Annotated in this window: 16 protein-coding genes; 4 read left to right on the top strand and 12 right to left on the bottom strand. The window is 49.6% G+C overall.

Annotated features, from left to right (window positions below; all coding sequences use genetic code 11):
* Positions 1–54: 54 nt before the first annotated feature.
* Entirely contained in the window at positions 55–1,125 is a 1,071-nt protein-coding gene (locus ACTHUM_RS00580; protein WP_049335191.1) for an AI-2E family transporter, read from the bottom strand.
* Between the two features lie 203 nt (positions 1,126–1,328).
* Here ACTHUM_RS00580 and purM point away from each other — a divergent pair, with 203 nt between their 5' ends.
* The gene (gene purM / locus ACTHUM_RS00575) at positions 1,329–2,363 is read left to right on the top strand and encodes a phosphoribosylformylglycinamidine cyclo-ligase (protein ID WP_070695613.1); all 1,035 of its coding nucleotides are present in this window, start codon (positions 1,329–1,331) and stop codon (positions 2,361–2,363) included.
* Positions 2,364–2,437: 74 nt separating this feature from the next.
* Here purM and ACTHUM_RS00570 read toward each other — a convergent pair whose 3' ends face one another.
* The 10 genes from ACTHUM_RS00570 to recO form a co-directional block, all read right to left on the bottom strand.
* Positions 2,438–3,649, bottom strand: coding sequence for an acetate kinase (locus tag ACTHUM_RS00570; protein ID WP_004520375.1), 1,212 nt, complete (start codon positions 3,647–3,649; stop codon positions 2,438–2,440).
* A 212-nt stretch (positions 3,650–3,861) separates the two neighbouring features.
* Positions 3,862–5,031 carry a 2-methylaconitate cis-trans isomerase PrpF gene (prpF, locus tag ACTHUM_RS00565; RefSeq protein ID WP_004520374.1) on the bottom strand — a complete coding sequence of 390 codons (1,170 nt, stop codon included), beginning with the start codon at positions 5,029–5,031 and terminating at the stop codon, positions 3,862–3,864.
* A gap of 117 nt (positions 5,032–5,148) precedes the next feature.
* Complete coding sequence (gene acnD / locus ACTHUM_RS00560) at positions 5,149–7,755, bottom strand: Fe/S-dependent 2-methylisocitrate dehydratase AcnD (protein WP_070695614.1); 2,607 nt, start codon at positions 7,753–7,755, stop codon at positions 5,149–5,151.
* A gap of 389 nt (positions 7,756–8,144) precedes the next feature.
* Positions 8,145–9,299: a bifunctional 2-methylcitrate synthase/citrate synthase gene (prpC, locus tag ACTHUM_RS00555; protein WP_070695615.1), complete on the bottom strand. Its 1,155-nt coding sequence runs from the start codon at positions 9,297–9,299 to the stop codon at positions 8,145–8,147.
* 84 nt (positions 9,300–9,383) lie between these two features.
* Positions 9,384–10,259, bottom strand: a complete 876-nt coding sequence (prpB, locus tag ACTHUM_RS00550; RefSeq protein WP_039862334.1) for a methylisocitrate lyase — start codon at positions 10,257–10,259, stop codon at positions 9,384–9,386.
* Positions 10,260–11,027: 768 nt separating this feature from the next.
* Positions 11,028–11,450 carry a hypothetical protein gene (locus ACTHUM_RS00545; protein WP_107769054.1) on the bottom strand — a complete coding sequence of 141 codons (423 nt, stop codon included), beginning with the start codon at positions 11,448–11,450 and terminating at the stop codon, positions 11,028–11,030.
* Position 11,451: 1 nt separating this feature from the next.
* A complete protein-coding gene (locus ACTHUM_RS00540; protein ID WP_199904675.1) occupies positions 11,452–12,255 on the bottom strand; it encodes an NUDIX domain-containing protein in 804 nt (267 codons plus the stop codon).
* 153 nt (positions 12,256–12,408) lie between these two features.
* Positions 12,409–12,786, bottom strand: a complete 378-nt coding sequence (gene acpS, locus ACTHUM_RS00535; RefSeq protein ID WP_107769052.1) for a holo-ACP synthase — start codon at positions 12,784–12,786, stop codon at positions 12,409–12,411.
* Positions 12,787–12,876: 90 nt separating this feature from the next.
* Positions 12,877–13,605, bottom strand: a complete 729-nt coding sequence (gene pdxJ, locus ACTHUM_RS00530; protein WP_107769051.1) for a pyridoxine 5'-phosphate synthase — start codon at positions 13,603–13,605, stop codon at positions 12,877–12,879.
* 68 nt (positions 13,606–13,673) lie between these two features.
* Positions 13,674–14,417, bottom strand: coding sequence for a DNA repair protein RecO (recO, locus tag ACTHUM_RS00525; RefSeq protein WP_107769050.1), 744 nt, complete (start codon positions 14,415–14,417; stop codon positions 13,674–13,676).
* 140 nt (positions 14,418–14,557) lie between these two features.
* Here recO and ACTHUM_RS00520 point away from each other — a divergent pair, with 140 nt between their 5' ends.
* Together ACTHUM_RS00520 and ACTHUM_RS00515 are read left to right on the top strand one after the other, a co-directional pair.
* Positions 14,558–16,000: a patatin-like phospholipase family protein gene (locus ACTHUM_RS00520; RefSeq protein ID WP_440361111.1), complete on the top strand. Its 1,443-nt coding sequence runs from the start codon at positions 14,558–14,560 to the stop codon at positions 15,998–16,000.
* Between the two features lie 113 nt (positions 16,001–16,113).
* On the top strand, positions 16,114–16,848 hold the full coding sequence (locus tag ACTHUM_RS00515; protein ID WP_004520363.1) for an epoxyqueuosine reductase QueH: 735 nt from the start codon (positions 16,114–16,116) through the stop codon (positions 16,846–16,848).
* Positions 16,849–16,899: 51 nt separating this feature from the next.
* Here ACTHUM_RS00515 and ACTHUM_RS00510 read toward each other — a convergent pair whose 3' ends face one another.
* Positions 16,900–17,232 (bottom strand): hypothetical protein, encoded by a 333-nt coding sequence (locus ACTHUM_RS00510; protein WP_039862332.1) that lies wholly within the window; start codon positions 17,230–17,232, stop codon positions 16,900–16,902.
* 391 nt (positions 17,233–17,623) lie between these two features.
* Between ACTHUM_RS00510 and nrdA the strand changes: the two genes are divergently transcribed.
* Positions 17,624–19,903, top strand: a complete 2,280-nt coding sequence (gene nrdA / locus ACTHUM_RS00505; protein ID WP_004520361.1) for a class 1a ribonucleoside-diphosphate reductase subunit alpha — start codon at positions 17,624–17,626, stop codon at positions 19,901–19,903.
* Positions 19,904–19,980: the final 77 nt, after the last annotated feature.

Raw genomic sequence — 19,980 nt, 5'->3', positions numbered from 1 at the left:
TGTTATCAATGGCCGTCTGAAACTTGGATTTCAGACGGCCTTAATATCATCGATTTATTTATGTTTATAGAAATGGCTGCCGAAATAGGCAGATGCACCTTCACGCAATAAAACCAATGTTACGGCGGCAAGCGGCAGACCGGCAAGCATACCGACAAAACCCATCAGTTGTCCGAAAGCCATCAACGAGAAAATCACCCAGAACGGAGACAAACCGATGCGGTCGCCGACGATTTTAGGCGTAATGAAAAAGCTTTCCAAGAATTGTCCGACACCGAATACAGCCCAGACCATCAACAAACCCTGCCATGAGCCATATTGCAAAAGCGCGGCAACTGTCGCCAGCAAAAGGCCGGTAAATGCACCCAAATACGGAATAAATACCAAAATACCGGCAATCATACCGATGGCAAAGCCGGAATCCAAACCGACCAGCATCAAGCCCAAGCCATAGACCAAGCCCATAATCATCATCACCATCAGCTGGCCACGCAGAAACTCGCCCAAAACTTCATCCATATTGCCGCTGATACGCGTGTAAGTTTCGATAAAACGGCGCGGAACCAATTTGCTGATTCCGGAAGACCAGCGTTTCCAATCCAACAAGAAGTAATACAGCAGCAAAGGTAACAACACCAAATTGCTGACGCCGCTGATGACGTTACCACTTTGACGCATCAAGGTAGGAATCCATTCTTTGAGCGTATTGCTCAACTCATCCGTATGCGACTGCAACCATGCAATAATTGATTCTTGATCGATTTGAATATAATCCCCGCTGACGCTATTGAGCCACGGCAGCAATTTGTTTTGAACAAAGCCTACGATTTGTGGCAGGCGTTCGGCCAGATTGTTAAACTGGTTCAACAACATAGGCACGATAATCAGCACCAACGACAGCAATATCAGCAAAGCCAGTGCCATAATAATCATAGAGGCCGGCGCGCGACGGATACGCTTCAGTTGCAGCCATTCGACCAAGGGATTCAAAACATAGGCCAAAACGGCAGCTACGATAAACGGCGTCAAAACATCGCCCAAGGCATATAAAAGCCAAATAAAGGCCGCGATAACGCAAGCCATAATAATCCACGGTTTTGCGCCGCGCGTTTTCTTTTGATACATAAAAAGGTATTTCCCAATTGATGTTTAAGGTTTTCAAAATCAATAAGCAGTATAACAGATTCACAAAGGCCGTCTGAACGCGTGACGGCTATTAAGATAAAATAAAAATTGTTGACAATAATGCCAAAAAATTCAGCCTGAATCCTCTAATTTAAGATAAAATACGCTCCGACAATCTACCCATACCCGAATAAGGAAATCCAATGAGCACTTCTTTGAGCTATCGTGACGCAGGCGTGGATATCGACGCAGGCGATCAACTGGTCGAAAACATCAAACCTTTTGCCAAGCGTACTATGCGCCCTGAAGTGTTGGGTGATTTGGGCGGTTTCGGCGCTTTGGTCGAAATCGGCAAAAAATACAAAAATCCGGTATTGGTTTCCGGTACGGACGGCGTCGGCACCAAGCTGAAACTGGCATTCGACTGGGACAAACACGATACCGTCGGCATCGATTTGGTTGCCATGAGCGTCAACGACATTTTGGTTCAAGGCGCAGAACCTTTGTTCTTCTTGGACTATTTTGCTTGCGGCAAGCTGGACGTTGCCCGCGCGACTGATGTGATTAAAGGCATTGCCCAAGGCTGCGAAGAATCCGGTTGCGCTTTGATTGGCGGTGAAACTGCCGAAATGCCGGGCATGTATCCCGAAGGCGAATACGACTTGGCAGGTTTTGCCGTCGGCGTGGTTGAAAAAGAACGCGTTATTAACGGCCGCAGCATTCAGGCCGGAGACGTTGTTTTGGGCTTGGCTTCCAACGGTGCACACTCCAACGGCTACTCTTTGGTACGCAAAATCATCGAGCGCGACAATCCTGATTTGGACGCGGAATTCGACAACGGTAAAACTTTGCGCGAAGCCATTATCGCCCCTACCCGCCTGTATGTGAAACCTATCCTTGCCGCTTTGGAAAAATTCACCATTAAAGGCATGGCCCATATTACCGGCGGCGGCATTACCGAAAACGTACCTCGCGTTTTGCCTGAAAATACCGTTGCACAAATCGATGCCAAAGCGTGGGAATTGCCTAAACTGTTCCAATGGCTGAAAAAAGCAGGCAATGTGGAAACCCAAGAAATGTACCGTACATTCAACTGCGGTATCGGCATGGTCGTTATCATTGCTAAAGAAGATGCCGATGCAGTACAGGCATTCTTGAGCGAACAAGGCGAAACCGTTTACCGTTTGGGCGCAGTTCGTGAGCGCAACGGCGACGAACATCAAACCCAAGTGGCTTGATTGAGATGTAATTAAAAAAGTGCGGATGATGAATCCGCACTTTTTATTGTTTATGATCTAGGGGAATCTCCGCCCTAGCCTGCTTCTTCCATAAAGCCGGCTAACTGAGCCGTATCGTGGGCAATCATCAGCTCTTCATTGGTTGGAACAACCAAAACAGCCGGAGAAGAATCGGTCGGGCTGATAATACCTGAATTGCCGTAGCGTTTGTCCATATTGGCTTTGGTGTCGATGTGCAGACCTAAGAAATCCAAATAGGAAACAGTTTTAGCTCGGATATTACGCGAGTTTTCGCCGATACCGCCGGTAAACACGAGTGCATCAATGCCGCCACAAGCTACTGCCATCGAAGCAATGTATTTGGCAAGGCGGTAAGTCATCACTTCCAGAGCCAAGCGTGCGCCTTCATGGCCTTCATCCGCAGCGATTTCCAAAGAACGGCAGTCGTTGGAGAGTTCAGAAATACCGAGCAAGCCTGATTTTTTGTTCAGCATTTCATCAACTTGGGCAACATCCAAACCGGCTTGTGAAGTCAGATAGCTGTACACGCCCGGGTCGATGTCGCCGCAACGGGTACCCATCACCAAGCCTTCAATCGGCGTGAAGCCCATACTGGTGTCAACGGATTTGCCGTTTTTAATGGCGGTAATGGATGCGCCGTTGCCTAAGTGGGCAATAATCATACGGATGTCTTCCAGAGGTTTGCCCAAAATCCGTGCGGCTTCAGGGGCAACGTAACGCATGCTGGTACCGTGGAAACCGTAGCGGCGGAAAGCGTATTTTTTACGCAATTCGCGCGGAACGGCATAAGTGTAGGCACGCTCCGGCATGGTTTGGTGGAACGAAGTATCCATCACGCCGACATTGGGCAGACCCGGGAAATGCTCTTGCGCAGCCAAAATGCCGTTGATATTAGCAGGATTGTGCAGCGGAGCGAGCGGAATGCAGGCATTGAGTTCGTCCATTACTGCTTGATCGATCAAAACAGATTCGCTGTATTTTTCGCCGCCGTGGGCGATGCGGTGGCCGATGGCTTTAATGCGGTCGTGCAGGCCGTGTTTTTCAAGTTCTTTCAGCAACATACCTACTGCACCGGCGTGGTCGTTACGGCCGGTCAAGGCTGTTTGGCATTTTTTGCCGTCTTTGCTGAACGTAATGACTGCTTCGGGCGTACCCAAACGTTCGCCGAGACAGCTTAAGAGAACTTTGCCGTTTTTACGGTCGATAACAGCACCTTTGAGTGAAGAGCTGCCGCAGTTTAGAACAAGAATGAGTTGGTTGGACATGGTGTTTCTCCTTTGATTTTTGATTGTTTTTTTGGCTTCAGGCCGTCTGAAAAGAGCAAAAACATTTGAGAGCTTTTCAGATTGCCTTTGGTTTGATGTTTAGTCAGGCTTTATGCCCAACCATAATCTCCATTGCAGGTATCGCTACCTGACTAAAATCTGCTTATTTGGTTTTCAGACGGCCTTGTTTAGTGCTGCGGCCGTCTGAAAACTTAAAAGCAATCTTCCGGCACTCGGACTTGTCCTTCCATAATCACGCGTGCGCTACGGCTCATGACTGCTTTGGTGGCCGTCCATTGTCCGTCCTGACATTCGGCGGCTGCACCAACGCGCAGTGTGCCTGACGGATGGCCGAAACGGACTTCTTTACGCGCTCCGCCTCCGGCTGCAAGGTTGACCAGCGTACCGGGCACGGCGGCAGCGGTAGCGATGGCGACTGAAGCAGTACCCATCATGGCGTGGTGCAATTTGCCCATGCTCAGTGCGCGTACCAATAAATCGATGTCGGCAGCTTTGACGGTTTTGCCGCTTGAAGCGGTGTAATCGGCCGCAGGGGCGACAAAAGCGACTTTCGGAGTATGGGCGCGGGTAGCGGCTTCGGATACGTCGCTGATTAAACCCATTTTCAGCGCACCATACGCGCGGATGGTTTCAAATTTTTCCAGAGCCGCGGCATCGTTGTTGATATCGTCTTGCAACTCTTTGCCTGTATAGCCCAAATCTGCGGCATTCAGGAAAATGGTTGGAATGCCGGCATTGATAAGCGTGGCTTTCAGACGGCCTATATTCGGCACATCAATTTCATCGACCAAATTGCCGGTTGGGAACATACTGCCTTCGCCGTCGGCCGGATCAAGAAATTCGATTTGTACTTCGGCTGCCGGAAACGTTACGCCGTCAAGCTCAAAATTGCCTGTTTCCAAAACTGCGCCGTTTTGCATCGGTACATGGGCAATAATGGTTTTGCCGATGTTTTTCTGCCAAATTTTGACGGTACACAGGCCGTCTGAAGGGATTTTGTCTTTATCGACCAAGCCTTGCTCGATGGCAAATGCGCCCACGGCGGCAGTCAGATTGCCGCAGTTGCCGCTCCAATCGACAAAAGGTTTGTCGATGGAAACTTGTCCGAACAAGTAATCAACATCGTGATCGGCGCGTTCGGATTTGTCCAAAATTACGGCTTTGCTGGTGGACGAACTGGCATTGCCTAAACCGTCAATCTGTTTGCCGTAAGGGTCGGGGCTGCCGAGTACGCGCAAGAGGATTTTGTCGCGTGCCTCGCCTGCTTCCTGCGCAGCTGCCGGCAGATCGGTGCGTTTGAAGAAAATGCCTTTAGATGTACCGCCGCGGTAGTAAACGGCTGGAATTTTAATTTGCGGCATTTCGAGTTCTCCTTTGTATTTCTAGTATGGTTTTTTCAGACGGCCTCTCAAACATTCGAGGCCGTCTGAAAACCTTTTTGAGCGTAGCCCGGACATTTTGATCATGCCCGATTTACCTTACGCTGCATTTCCTTCTAAAAAGTCTTGTGCGAAACGTTGCAACACACCACCGGCTTCATATACCAATACTTCTTCTGCAGTATCGAGGCGGCAGGTAACCGGAACTTTGACAGTTTCGCCGTTTTTACGGTGAATCACGAGAGTCAGGTCGCAGCGCGGTGTGCGTTCGCCGACCACGTCGTAGGTTTCCGTACCGTCCAGTTTCAGGGTGTGGCGGTTAGTACCCGGTTTGAATTGCAGCGGCAACACGCCCATACCGATCAAGTTGGTGCGGTGGATACGCTCGAAGCCTTCGGCAACAATCGCTTCCACGCCGGCGAGGCGTACGCCTTTTGCAGCCCAGTCGCGGCTTGAGCCTTGACCGTAGTCCGCACCGGCAATGATGATGAGCGGCTGTTTGCGGTTCATATAGGTTTCGATGGCTTCCCACATGCGCATGGTTTTACCTTCGGGTTCAACGCGTGCCAGCGAACCTTGGCGTACGCTGCCGTCTTCGTTTCTCACCATTTCGTTAAACAGTTTCGGATTGGCGAAGGTTGCGCGTTGGGCGGTCAAGTGGTCGCCGCGGTGGGTTGCATAAGAGTTGAAGTCTTCTTCAGGCAAACCCATTTTCGCCAAATATTCGCCTGCGGCACTGCTGGCCAAAATCGCATTGGACGGCGAGAGGTGGTCGGTGGTGATGTTGTCGGGCAAAATCGCCAGCGGACGCATGCCTCTCAATGTGCGCTCCCCTGCCAGTGCTCCTTCCCAGTAAGGTGGGCGGCGGATATAGGTGGACATTGGACGCCAGTCGTACAGCGGGCTTGGTGCTTTTTGCGCTGTGCCGGTATCGAACATCGGAATATAAACGTCGCGGAATTGTTGCGGTTTCACATATTCGGCAACGATGGCATCGATTTCTTCATCGGTCGGCCAGATATCTTTCAGGCGGATTTCTTTGCCGTCTGCAACGCCTAGTACGTCGTTTTCAATATCGAAACGGATGCTGCCTGCCAGCGCGTAGGCAACGACCAACGGAGGCGAAGCGAGGAAAGCCTGTTTCGCATACGGATGGATACGGCCGTCAAAGTTGCGGTTGCCTGACAATACAGCGGTGGCGTACAAATCGCGGTCGATGATTTCTTTCTGGATTTTCGGATCCAGCGCGCCGCTCATGCCGTTACAGGTGGTACATGCGAAGGCAACGATACCGAAGCCGAGTTTTTCCATTTCAGGCAGCAGGCCTGCTTCTTTCAAATAGATTTCGGCTACTTTTGAACCCGGGGCAAACGAAGATTTCACCCAAGGTTTGCGTTTCAAGCCGAGGCGGTTGGCATTGCGTGCCAACAGCGCGGCGGCGACAACGTTGCGCGGATTGGAAGTATTGGTACACGAAGTAATCGCGGCAATAATCACTGCACCGTCAGGCATTTGGCCGTCTGAAGGCTCTTCGTAAGGTTTAGCCAAGCCTTTGCTGGCCAAATCGGCGGTCGCAAAACGGGCATGCGGATTACTTGGGCCTGCCATATTGCGCGTTACGCTGCTCAAATCAAATTTCAATACGCGAGGATAAACGGCGTTTTTCAAGGCATCTGCCCACAAGCCTGCGGTTTTGGCGTAGGTTTCCACCAATTTCACTTGCGCATCGTCGCGACCGGTCAGTTTCAAATAATCAATGGTTTGCTCATCAATAGCGAACATCGCAGCAGTCGCGCCGAACTCAGGGGTCATATTGGAAATGGTGGCACGGTCGCCGATGGACAGGCTTCTTGCGCCCTCGCCAAAGAATTCGACAAATGCACCAACCACGCGCTCTTTACGCAAGAATTCGGTCAGTGCCAACACGATGTCGGTGGCAGTAATGCCCGGCTGGCGTTTGCCGGTCAGCTCAACGCCGACAATATCAGGCAGACGCATCATGGAGGCACGGCCCAACATTACGGTTTCGGCTTCCAAACCGCCCACGCCTACGGAAATCACGCCCAATGAATCAACGTGCGGCGTATGTGAGTCAGTACCGACGCAGGTGTCAGGGAACGCTACACCGTTTTTGACTTGGACAACCGGAGACATTTTTTCCAAGTTGATTTGGTGCATAATGCCGTTGCCCGCCGGAATCACGTCCACATTTTCAAATGCGGTTTTTGTCCAGTTGATGAAGTGGAAACGGTCTTCGTTGCGTCGATCTTCGATTTCGCGGTTTTTACGGAAAGCATCAGGATCGTAGCCGCCGCATTCAACGGCCAGAGAGTGGTCAACGATAAGCTGGGTTTGCACCACCGGATTCACTTTGGAAGGATCGCCGCCTTTTTCGGCAATCGCATCGCGCAGTCCTGCCAAATCCACCAACGCTGTCTGACCCAGAATATCGTGACACACCACGCGCGCCGGATACCAAGGAAAGTCGATTTCCTGTTTTCCCTCAATCAGCTGGCCCAACCAGCTTTGCAGCGTAGGCAGGTCGACTTTGCCTGCGCGGTTGACCAAGTTCTCAGCCAAGATACGGCTTGTATAAGGCAGCTTGTCGTAAGAGCCTGGTTTGATGTCTTCACACGCCTGACGCGCGTCATAATATTCCAAATCCGTACCGGGCAAAGCTTTGCGGTAGCGTTGGTTGGCAGTCATGTCGGTTCTCCTAAAATCTATTCTTTTTTTGGTTTTGGGATTTCAGACGGCCCTTAATGCCGTCTGAAACCATAAATTCTGTTTTATTGCTTGTTGTCTGAAATCTATTCGCGGTATGAAAAAAAATTGCTGCTCCGCTACCATCATTCCCGTATAGACGGAAATCCAAACTTAAATCTTTCAGCACTCTTTACAGCAGAACATTTCAACTTTTGAATTTCTGCCTGTATGGGAATGACGACAGCAGAGCAGCATGTTTTCCAAACGGCCGGCTCTCTCTCTCGCATACTGCACTAGGCCGTCGAAAAACGAAAACTTAATTTATTCATTGTTTTCAAACGGCATTTCGAGATGGGGCAGGCTGGCGGCCCACCCTGCTGTTACGCGTATTAGCGGTTTTCAATCTCCACGAATGCCAAATCTTCAGGGCCTGTGTAGTTTGCGCTCGGACGGATGATTTTGCCGTCTTTGCGTTGCTCGAGAACGTGTGCGCTCCAACCGGTTGTACGGGAAATTACGAACAGCGGTGTGAACATAGCAGTCGGTACGCCCAATTTTTGGTAGGAAACGGCAGAGAACCAGTCCAGATTCGGGAACATTTTTTTCTCTTCCCACATCACGCTCTCCAAGCGTTCGGCAATGTCAAAGAGGCGCATATCGCCGGTTTCTTTGCTCAAACCGCGTGCCACTTCTTTAATAACAACGTTGCGAGGGTCGGAAATGGTGTACACCGGATGACCGAAACCGATCACGATTTCTTTGCGGCCGATGCGTTCGCGGATGTCGGCTTCAGCTTCGTCGGCATTGCGGTAGCGTTTTTGAATATCGTAAGCCACTTCGTTCGCGCCGCCGTGTTTCGGACCTTTCAACGCGCCGATGGCGCCGGTGATGCAGGAATACATATCCGAACCCGTACCGGCAATCACGCGGGCGGTGAAAGTGGAGGCGTTGAATTCATGTTCCGCATACAGAATCAGTGAAACGTGCATGGCTTTGATGTGTGATTCGCTTGGACGTTTGCCGTGCAACAGGTGCAGGAAATGACCGCCGATGGTCTCTTCGTCGCTTTCAACGTCAATGCGTTTGCCGTTGTGCGAATATTGATACCAATACAACAAGATGCTGCCGAGGCTGGCGATCAGTTTGTCGGCGATGTCGCGCGCTTCACTTTCCGGATGGCTTTCACGTTCAGGATGAACGCAACCCAGCATGGATACGCCGGTACGCATTACGTCCATCGGATGGGTATGTGCAGGCAGGCTTTCCAAAACTTTAATCACACGGATAGGCAGGCCGCGCATGGATTTGAGCTTGGTTTTATAAGCGGCCAGCTCGAATTTGTTGGGCAGATGACCGTGAATCAGCAGGTGGGCGACTTCTTCAAACTCGCATTTTTGTGCCAAATCCAAGATGTCGTAACCGCGATAGCTCAAATCGTTGCCGGTACGGCCAACGGTACACAATTCGGTATTACCGGCCGCAACGCCAGAAAGCGCAACGGATTTTTTAGGTTTGAAAGTCGGGGTTTGAGTAGTTTCAGTCATGGTATTTCTCCTTTGTATTTTTGTGGGTTTTATTTTTCAGACGGCCGATGCGGATTTGTTGAAAGGCCGTCTGAAAGCGGTTACTTATTTTTGAAACAATTTATCCAGTTTTTGCTCGAAGGCATGATAGTTCAGATGCTCGTACAGCTCGGCACGGGTTTGCATACTGTCAACCACTGCGGCCTGAGTGCCATCGCGCATAATCGCTTCGTAAACATTCAGAGCGGCTTTGCTTGCTGCGCGGAACGATGACAGCGGATACAGCACCAACGACACGCCGTTTTCAGCCAGCTCGCTTTGGGTATAAAGCGGAGTGGAACCAAACTCGGTAATGTTGGCCAATACAGGTACTTTCACTGCATCTGCAAATTGGCGGTACATTTTCAAATCGGTCATGGCTTCAGGGAAAATCATGTCTGCACCGGCTTCGACACAAGCCTGAGCACGTTCGATAGCGGCATCCAAACCTTCTACCGCCAGCGCATCGGTACGCGCCATAATCACAAAGTTCTCATCAACGCGCGCATCTACGGCAGCTTTGATACGGTCGACCATTTCATCTTTAGAAACGATGGCTTTGTTCGGACGGTGGCCGCAGCGTTTCTGCGCTACCTGATCTTCGATGTGAACCGCTGCAACACCAGCGCGTTCAAAGTTGCGGATGGTACGGGCAATATTGAATGCACCGCCCCAACCCACATCGATGTCCACCAGCAGAGGCGTATCCACGTTGTCCGTAATGCGTCGCGCGTCGATCAGCACATCTTCCATTGTGGTAATGCCCAAATCAGGGATACCGCAAGAGCAGGCTGCCACGCCGCCGCCAGACAGATAAATCGCCTTGAAACCGCTTTGGGTGGCCAATCGTGCAAAGTAAGCATTGACGCAACCGACTACGGCAAGAGGATTCGATTCTTTCACGGCTTGACGGAAACGCGCTCCGGCAGAGTGTTGACTCATCATATTTCTCCTTTATAGACTTTTTTCATCAGTATTAATCGGACGGCTCGGTTTTTTCACAACTTGAAACGAATCGTTTAAAAAGAAACAATCGTTCTAAAAACTGTTTTCAGACGGTCTGTAAAATTTCAATCATCAACCATCTGAAAATTTAAAATCAATAAATACAAATAGTTATCAAAAACAATAAATACAATAAGGCTGAAGCGGAGGTGTACGTTTTTTAATTTTTATTAATCAAAATATGAATTCGATTGGAGATACAGATATTTTAAAACCCGAAGCGTTTGTAGGAATGCGGAAACTGGATTCGGGTTGAGAGCCTTCAGACCGTCGGGACTGCCAATAAACTGGCGGCGACGGGAGCAGCAGAGATGGGAGAAAATCTATAACAAGAGAGAGTGATTTGATACAGATTCATGATGATGTTCCTTTGTAGTGCGATGTAGTTTTTATTTATGGAAACAAATTTAAAAAATAAAACAGGTCTTGTCAAACACTTTTTTCAAAAAAATTATAAAAAATTCAGTTATTAATAAACGATTTTTTTGCAACAAATGTAAAAAACGGACAGGCTGTACCACATCAAACCCTTATGTGGACTAGCTTCTGCCCGTTTTGTGCTTTTGGCTGATAGTCAGAATAATTGTAAACAATCCGTCTAAAAATAATTTATAATTGATTCATTTATAAAGAATTTTTAAATATGTCGTCTGAAAAAAATTAAAATTTTTGCCTTTAAATTTTCAGACGGCCTTTGCATGATGACTACTCTGCACTAAATACCGTCTGAAAAGTCTGTTTGCCAATGGTAATGTCGGCAGTGTAATCATGGCGGCCTTCGACGCAAAACGGCAAACGGATTTGCGCAGCCTGCCAACTTTGCGGCGATTGTTGCGTCAGGTTGTAGCGGTTGAAGCCCATGTCCATGTTTTTCATACTGAAACTGATACTGACCGCGCCCGTATTCTTCGGCACATTCTCAACCACAATATCGAAAGGCTCGTGTGTATTGATGGAGGTCGCACGCACTTTTGAACCGTCAGGCAGGACGCAGCCTTGTGTCAGACTACATTCGACTACATTCACTTTTATCTGTTGCCGCTGCCACCAATCCAAGAGCAGCAGTTTGGTCGCCGCAAATACAATCAGTAAAACAGCGGCAATCAGTAGCTTTTGATTTTTACTCATTTCAGACGGCCTCAATGTCATTATCGGTCACAACGGCGTGCGCACCCATGCTCTGCCACTGTTCGCGATAAATGGAAACCATACTTTCCGGAGCAGCTACAATTAGCGGCATAGCCACACCTTGCGCCAAAATATCGACAACTTGCTTGGCTGCCGCTTCATTCTCCACTTTCCATACGACAGCATCGGCATTTTGCGCCTGCTGCCATTGTTCGGCGTTTTCAATGATTGGCCACACGCTAGGCGCTTCTATCGGCTTGCCTTGTTGCCAATCGGAAAAATCCAGCAATACGGCAGATGCGGTTTGATGCTGAGCCGACATATACGGCACAACATGATATTCGCCCATGCTGTTTTGACCGCTCAAGCCGCTTTTCAGACGGCCTTGAAGCTGGCGCGGAATAGATAGGGAGCGTAATAATGCGCTATTGGCAGGCAACATCGGCGCAACGGTAAAATCCCCTGCCTTTTGCCATGCCCATTTCTGCCCTTCCCTCGATTGGATTTCGCCTGTCCATTGGTCGGCTTCTACCCATAAAAAATGCAGGCGTACATGTGCGTGTTCGTAGGAATGGATTTTGGTCAACCACGGAGCAGCGGCAAGGATACGGATACCGAGTTCTTCTTCAAACTCGCGTTGCAAGGCTTGAAAATCGCTTTCGCCTGCCTCAACCTTGCCGCCGGCAAATTCCCAATAACCGGCATACGGTTTACCCTCGGGGCGGGAACTGAGCAGGTAGCGGCCGTTTTTGTCGAGCAAAATTCCGGCAACCACTTGCACCAATGGACGTGTGTCTTCAGTCATCATGAGATTATTCTTATATGCGGCAGGCGGCGACACCTGCCAATTTATGCGTAAAAAAACGATGTCGGGCCCATACGCCCGACTTTTAACAAATATCTAATCCTTCAGGCCGTCTGAAAAGGATTTTATCTTTCAGAATACTTAAATCCGGCCTTATTTTTCCGCAATGACAAAAGCCATAACGGTATCCTCTTCATCGCTCATACTGAGATGGCAGCTTCGGATGCCCTGTTCTTCCAGCCATTTGGTCAAAACCGGCGCAAAAAACAATTCAGGTTTGCCCAATGCGTCATGTCCGACACCGATATTGCGGAAAGACACCACTCCGCGTATGCCCGTACCGACGGCTTTGGCAAAAGCCTCTTTGGCGGCAAAGCGTTTGGCAAGATAGTTGACCGGTTTGCCTGCCTGCGGAAACTCCAACAGCTCTTCCGGGCTGAGAATGCGTTGCGCAAATGCCAGTCCGAATTTTTTGTTCAGGCGGATAATGCGTTTGAGGGAAACAATGTCTGTACCTATTCCGTAAATCATGGGTCTGCTCCTTGTTTAAAAATAGTCAGGCCGTCTGAAAGTGTGGATACCGGCCAAAGCAAACCGCTTTAGCCTGTATGGCTGATGCCGTTAAGGCAGCATTCTTGCTCTGAACATGACTTCCTTCATCTGACGGACAGCTTCAGGCAGGCCGAGGAAGAGTGCTTGGGAAATCAGCGAATGGCCGATGTTCAACTCGCGGATGGCGAGAATTTGAGCGATCGGCGTAACATTGTGAATGGTCAGGCCGTGTCCGGCGTTGACGACCAAACCCAAATCGCTGGCGTAATGCGCACCGTTTTGAATGCGCTCGAATTGTTTCATCTGCTCGGCGTAGCTGTGCGCATCGGCATATGCACCGGTGTGCAATTCGATAACGGGCGCGCCGACATCATAAGCGGCCTGGATTTGCGCGTTGTCGGCATCGATAAACAAGGACACGCGGATACCTGCGTCGGTCAAAATTTTGGTGAACTCAGCCACTTTATCCTGTTGCGCCAATACGTCCAAACCGCCTTCGGTAGTTACTTCTTGACGTTTTTCAGGCACGAGGCACACATCTTCCGGCATGACGTTGAGCGCGTTTTCCAGCATTTCTTCCGTCAGCGCCATTTCCAAATTCAGACGCGTGCGGATGACGTTTTTAACGGCGAACACGTCCGCATCTTTAATATGGCGGCGGTCTTCACGCAAGTGCATGGTAATCAAATCTGCGCCGTGGGTTTCTGCAATCAGCGCCGCTTCGACAGGGCTGGGATAAATCGTACCGCGCGCATTGCGGACGGTGGCAATATGGTCGATATTTACGCCTAACAACATAATAATGTCCTTTCATTAAGGTTTCAGACGGCCTGAGTCATTACCTATCAAAGGCCGTCTGAAAAAATTCAACTGCCCAAGCCAAACTGTTGCAACTGCTGCAAAACCTGTCTTGATTTGATGCCTTCAGGCAGAAGGTTGTCAATCAAAAGCCGCGTTACTTTCAAAGCCTGCCCCAGACTTTCCTGATGAACGAAACTGCCTTCCCTCAAATCGATTAAGGTCGCACCCAATACGGCAACGCCCTTATTAAGCGCATGGAAACGGTCAGCCTCGGCCAGGGGAACCACAGCTTCTTCAGGCGTGAGCCAATATGTTTCTTCTCCATTGATTTCATTGCCGTTGCCGTCATGGAACAAATCGGGGGCAAAGCCCAATCGTGTCAGCAGCGTCCATTCAAAACGGCGCAAAGCGGCTATGTGGTTGGCCTCGCAACAAATGGTTTTCATGGTTTCCGCCAAAACATCGTAAAGCTCGGGCAACGGGTCTTCGCGGACGGTCAACTTCAGCATCAACTCGTTCACATACAATCCGCTGAACAAAGCCCTGCCCTGCGGCTGCGGCCAACCGCCTATCCATTCGGCGCGATGCAGAGTCTTCAACTCTTGCGAGCCATACCAAGACGCGCTCACCGGCACAAACGGCACCAATACGCCGCGCAATTCACTCTGTCGTTTACGCGCGCTTCTGGCCAACAAAGCCACCCGTCCATAACGGCGGCTGAAAGCCTCCACCCACAAGCTGCTCTCGCGCCAAGGGGCGGAAGCAAGCAGAAAGACAGGTTCGTGGTTGATGCGGTTTGGTTGCGCCATAAGGGTTTGGAAAGATAAAGATTGTGTCGATTATAACGGAAAATCGATGCAAAAAGGCCGTCTAAAAGTCCGCCTTCTATAAAGGCCGTCTAAAAACCTTTATAATCCGTTTTGAATGAACAACCGACTTTCCTGTGTTTATGCCGAAATTCCCTTTTAAATCTGCCCTTTCCCTGCTCTCCGCAGCCCTATTATCCGCCTGTTCGCTGGTGAAATATCAGCCTGTTGCCAGTATTGATACGGTCGACCTGCAACGCGGCTACCGCTTTGAAACCAGCCGGCTTCAGCACAACGATGAAGACGATACGCTTATTGTGTTGATGTTCTCCGGCGGTGGTACGCACGCGGCGGCCTTGGGTTATGGCGTGTTGGAGCAGCTTCATAAGCAGCAGATTACTATCGGAGGCAAAAAACAGTCTTTGATGTCGAATGTCGATGTAGTGGTCGGCGTATCCGGCGGCTCGGTTTTGGCAGCTTATTTTGCACTCAAGGGCGAAGAAACCATTCCCTTGTTTTATAAACGTTTCCTACACCAAAACTTCCAACGCCAAGTCGTCAAACAAGCGTTTTCCATGTCCAACCTGCCCCGACTGGCCTCGCCTGAATACGGACGCGGCGATCTGTTGCAGGAGCAGTTTGAAAACTACCTTTTCGGCAAAACCACTTTCCGCGATTTGGAAAAAAATGCCAAGGGCCCGTTTGCCATCATTTCCGCCACCGATATGGGCATAGGCGAGCGTTTCAATTTCACGCAGGAATATTTCGACCCGATGTGTATCGACTTGGGCGACTTGCGACTTGCCCGCGCCGTCGCCGCATCCAGTTCCGTCCCCATGGTCTTTGCACCGATCACCCTAAACAACAACGGCGGACGCTGCAACTACACGCCGCCGATCAAAATCGAAGATGCAGACGACAGCGAAACAGGCAGACAACAAAGCCGCACCATAAAAGAATTTTACGAGCGCTTCCAAAAATACGCAGACGGGAAAAACCGACCCTACATCCACCTGATAGACGGCGGCCTGACCGACAATCTGGGTATGCGTAGCCTTTTGGATATGACGGAAATGTACCCGGAAAAAATCCTGACAAACAAAATCCTGCAAAACAACATCCGCCATATCGTCGTCATCAACGTCAATGCGCAAAACCAAGTCAGCAGCAATTTGGACAAAACTGCGGCCGTTCCCGGTTTCCGCGACGTCGTCTCCTCCATCGTCAATATCCCCATTGACCAAAACTCGCAAGAATCCCTGCGCCGTTTCCGTGCCTTCGTCGATCAGTGGAATAAAGACAAACAAACCGACGGCATCAGCTTCTCCTTCGTCAGCCTCAACCTCAAAGACCTCCCTCCTTCCGAGTTGAGGGAAAAAGTATTGAACATTCCGACCAGTTTTTATCTGCCACCAGAAGATGTGGACAACCTGCGCACCGCCGCGGCCGAACTGATGAAGCAGTCGCTGGACTATCGCAACCTGCTGGCAGAATTTGCGGCACACCCCAATCCAGACACCATCTTCGCAGCCCCGCCTCTGGATGAACAAGAGTTCAAGCCATTGAACGAAAAGAAAAAGCAGTAACAAACTGTTCCATAAAGTATTGCTCTGTTAAAATAGACAAATAGATTTCAACCCCTTCAGACGGCCTCAGAGATAAAGGCCGTCTGAAAAAATATCAAAAACAGAATACAACCATGACCGAAAAAACCACGCCTATCGTTACCGATATTGACCGCCCTATTCTCGTTCCGCCCGGCGGCCATAAAAAAGTCCTGCTGCATTCCTGCTGCGCCCCATGTTCCGGCGAAGTGATGGAAGCCATGCTTGCCAGCGGCATCGAATACACCATTTATTTTTACAACCCCAATATCCATCCACACAAAGAATATATGTTGCGCAAAGAAGAAAATATGCGCTTTGCGGACAAATTTGGCATCCCTTTTGTCGATAAAGACGATGACTACGAAAACGACCGTAAAGAATGGTTCGCCAAAGCCAAAGGCATGGAATTCGAACCCGAACGCGGTATCCGCTGCACCATGTGTTTCGACATGCGTTTTGAAAAAGCGGCGCAATACGCCCATGAAAACGGCTTTCATGTCTTCACCAGCTCACTGGGCATTTCACGCTGGAAAGACATGAAACAAATTAACGGCTGCGGCCATCGCGCTGCCGAGCCGTACGATGACTTGGTTTATTGGGATTTCAACTGGCGCAAAGGCGGCGGCAGCGCACGCATGATTGAAATCAGCAAGCGCGAGCATTTCTACCAACAAGAATATTGCGGTTGCGCCTACTCCCTGCGTGACTCCAATGCCCACCGCAAATCGCAAGGCCGCATCCCCATCAAGCTGGGCGTGTTGTATTACGGTGATGAATCCACCCAATACGAGCCTCAAGCCGAAAACAAAATCATTGTTGAGAAATAAATATCAAAGGCCGTCTGAAACATTCAGACGGCCTTTGTTTAAATCAGACGATTAACGGCGGCGGAATTTGCCGTGATCAAAATCATCAAATGCCTGATAAGCAGCTTGGCATTGAATTTTTTGCTCGGCATAAGACAAACCGCGGAACGCTTTTGCCGCTTTACGGTTTTCCCTCAACTCGGCCTTATTGCCTTTGTAGCGATACCAAGCGGCACGGCGCTCAAGGTATCTCTTACAAGCAGGATGCAATTTGTTTTTCTTTGCCTGCTGGTGTTTGCTCACATGATGGCCATGCGGTTTGGCCGCAACTTCGGCAGAATAAGTACCCAAGCTCAATACGGCAACCGCCGTCAGTGCGGAACCTAAATTTTTCAACATTAACATGATTCGCCTCCTAAATAGTTTTTCCATTATATGTTTCGCCAGGGCACCGGCAAAACGCCCATTTTTTACATGACAAAAATGTGGTTAATTACTACATCATACTACTTGCTTTGCAAAATTTAACACTCCTTCCATTTAGACGAAACCTGAATATAAATTTCTTTATTTCATAAGCCTCTAGCCAATGTCTGGCAAAATGTGATGCAAACGCAAAATAATGCCAAATCGCCACAAAGCCACATAAAATCTAGTTTAAGCCTCCCATCCCCTAATCCACACCCCGAAAAAAGCGCATTGTCAAGTCTAGTTAAACAAAGAAAAATACATTATATTGTGCCGTTCAAAGCAATCACATACCGTATCTTGTGTTTTTTAATGGGAAGACTGAACAATGAATGCAGCAACGAATATTAAAGTAACCAAACGCGACGGACGCTTGGAAGATATCAATTTAGACAAAATCCACCGTGTTGTTACTTGGGCGGCGGAAGGCTTACAAAACGTCTCCGTATCGCAAGTCGAGCTCAAATCACATATTCAGTTTTACAACGGTATCCGTACCGACGACATCCATGAAACCATCATCAAGGCCGCGGCCGACCTGATCTCACAAGATACGCCTGATTATCAATATCTGGCCGCCCGCCTCGCCATTTTCCATCTGCGTAAAATCGCTTATGGCGAATTCGAACCGCCCCACCTCTACGATCACGTTAAAAAACTGACCGAAGCAGGTAAATACGACCGCCACATCATCGCAGATTACAGCCGCGAAGAATTCGACGAGCTGAATGCCTATATCGACCACAGCCGCGATATGACCTTCTCTTATGCAGCCGTAAAACAGCTGGAAGGCAAATATCTGGTTCAAAACCGCGTTACCCGCCAAATTTATGAAACGCCGCAGTTCTTATATATTTTGGTCGCCATGTGTCTCTTCAGCAAATATCCGAAAGAGACCCGTTTGGATTACGTCAAACGCTTTTACGATGCCGTTTCCACATTCAAAGTATCGCTGCCTACACCTATCATGAGCGGCGTGCGTACGCCTACCCGTCAATTCTCAAGCTGCGTGTTGATTGAATGCGACGACAGCCTTGACTCCATCAACGCCACCACCAGCGCGATTGTGAAATACGTTTCCCAACGAGCAGGCATCGGCATCAACGCCGGCCGTATCCGTGGCTTGGGTAGTGAAATCCGTGGCGGCGAAGCACAACACACCGGTTGTATCCCATTCTTCAAAATGTTCCAAGCGGCGGTTAAATCCTGCTCGCAAGGCGGCGTACGCGGTGGCGCGGCAACCTTGTTCTACCCATTGTGGCACATCGAAGCCGAAAGCCTGTTGGTATTGAAAAACAACCGCGGCGTAGAAGACAACCGTATCCGCCAACTGGACTACGGCGTGCAAATCAACCGTCTGCTGTACACCCGCTTGATCAAAGGCGGCAATATTACCCTGTTCTCGCCGAATGAAGTTCCGGGTTTGTATGATGCCTTCTTCGCCGATCAAGACGAATTCGAGCGCCTCTACACTCAATACGAGCAAGATCCAAACATCCGCAAACGTACTTTGCCGGCAACAGAATTGTTCTCTACCCTGATGCAGGAGCGCGCCGGTACCGGTCGAATCTACATCCAAAACGTTGACCACTGCAACACGCACAGCCCGTTTGATCCACACGTTGCGCCTGTTCATCAGTCCAACTTGTGTATGGAAATCGCCCTGCCGACCAAGCCTTTGGATAACATCAACGATCCGAACGGCGAAATTGCCTTGTGTACCTTGTCTGCCTTCAACTTGGGCGCATTGAACAACTTGGACGAACTGGAAGAGCTTGCCGATTTGACCGTACGCGCACTTGATGCCCTGTTGGATTATCAAGACTATCCGGTTGCAGCAGCACGCACCGCAACCATGAACCGCCGCACGCTTGGTATCGGCGTCATCAACTACGCCTACTATCTGGCGAAAAACGGCGTACGTTACAGCGACGATTCCGCGCTCGGCCTGACCCACCGTACCTTTGAAGCCATGCAGTATTACCTGCTCAAAGCATCGGTAAACCTTGCCAAAGAATACGGCGCATGCCCGCTCTTCAACCAAACCGTTTATTCGCAAGGCAAACTGCCTATCGACACCTACAAAAAAGACTTGGACGCCGTGTGCAGCGAGCCTTTGCATTACGACTGGGAAAGCCTGCGCGCTGGCATCGTCAAATACGGCCTGCGCAACTCTACCCTGACCGCACTCATGCCGTCTGAAACCAGCTCGCAAATTGCCAACGCCACCAACGGCATCGAGCCTCCACGTGGCCTGGTCAGCGTTAAAGCATCAAAAGACGGTATTTTGAAACAAGTCGTACCGGAATTTGAAACCCTGAAAGATGCCTACGAAACCCTGTGGCAGCTTCCGGGTAACGAAGGCTACCTGAAACTCGTCGGTGTAATGCAAAAATTTGTCGATCAATCGATTTCCGCCAATACCGCCTACGACCCGAACAAATTTGAAGGCAGCAAAGTTTCCATGAAACAAATGCTCAAAGACCTGCTGACCGCCTATAAATACGGCGTCAAAACCCTGTACTACCACAACACCCGTGATGGCGCAGACGATACGCAGACCGATATTCAAGATGACGGCTGTTCGGGCGGGGCTTGTAAGATTTAAAATAGGCTGATTTTTGAAATATATCCAAGGCTTCTAGATAGTAGAAGGCTTTAAGGATTTTCTTAAATTAAAACCTA

The sequence above is a fragment of the Neisseria sp. P0021.S006 genome (genome assembly GCF_051956895.1).
Note: the sequence above shows the minus strand (reverse complement) of the source record. Positions and strands in the feature narration are given on the sequence as shown.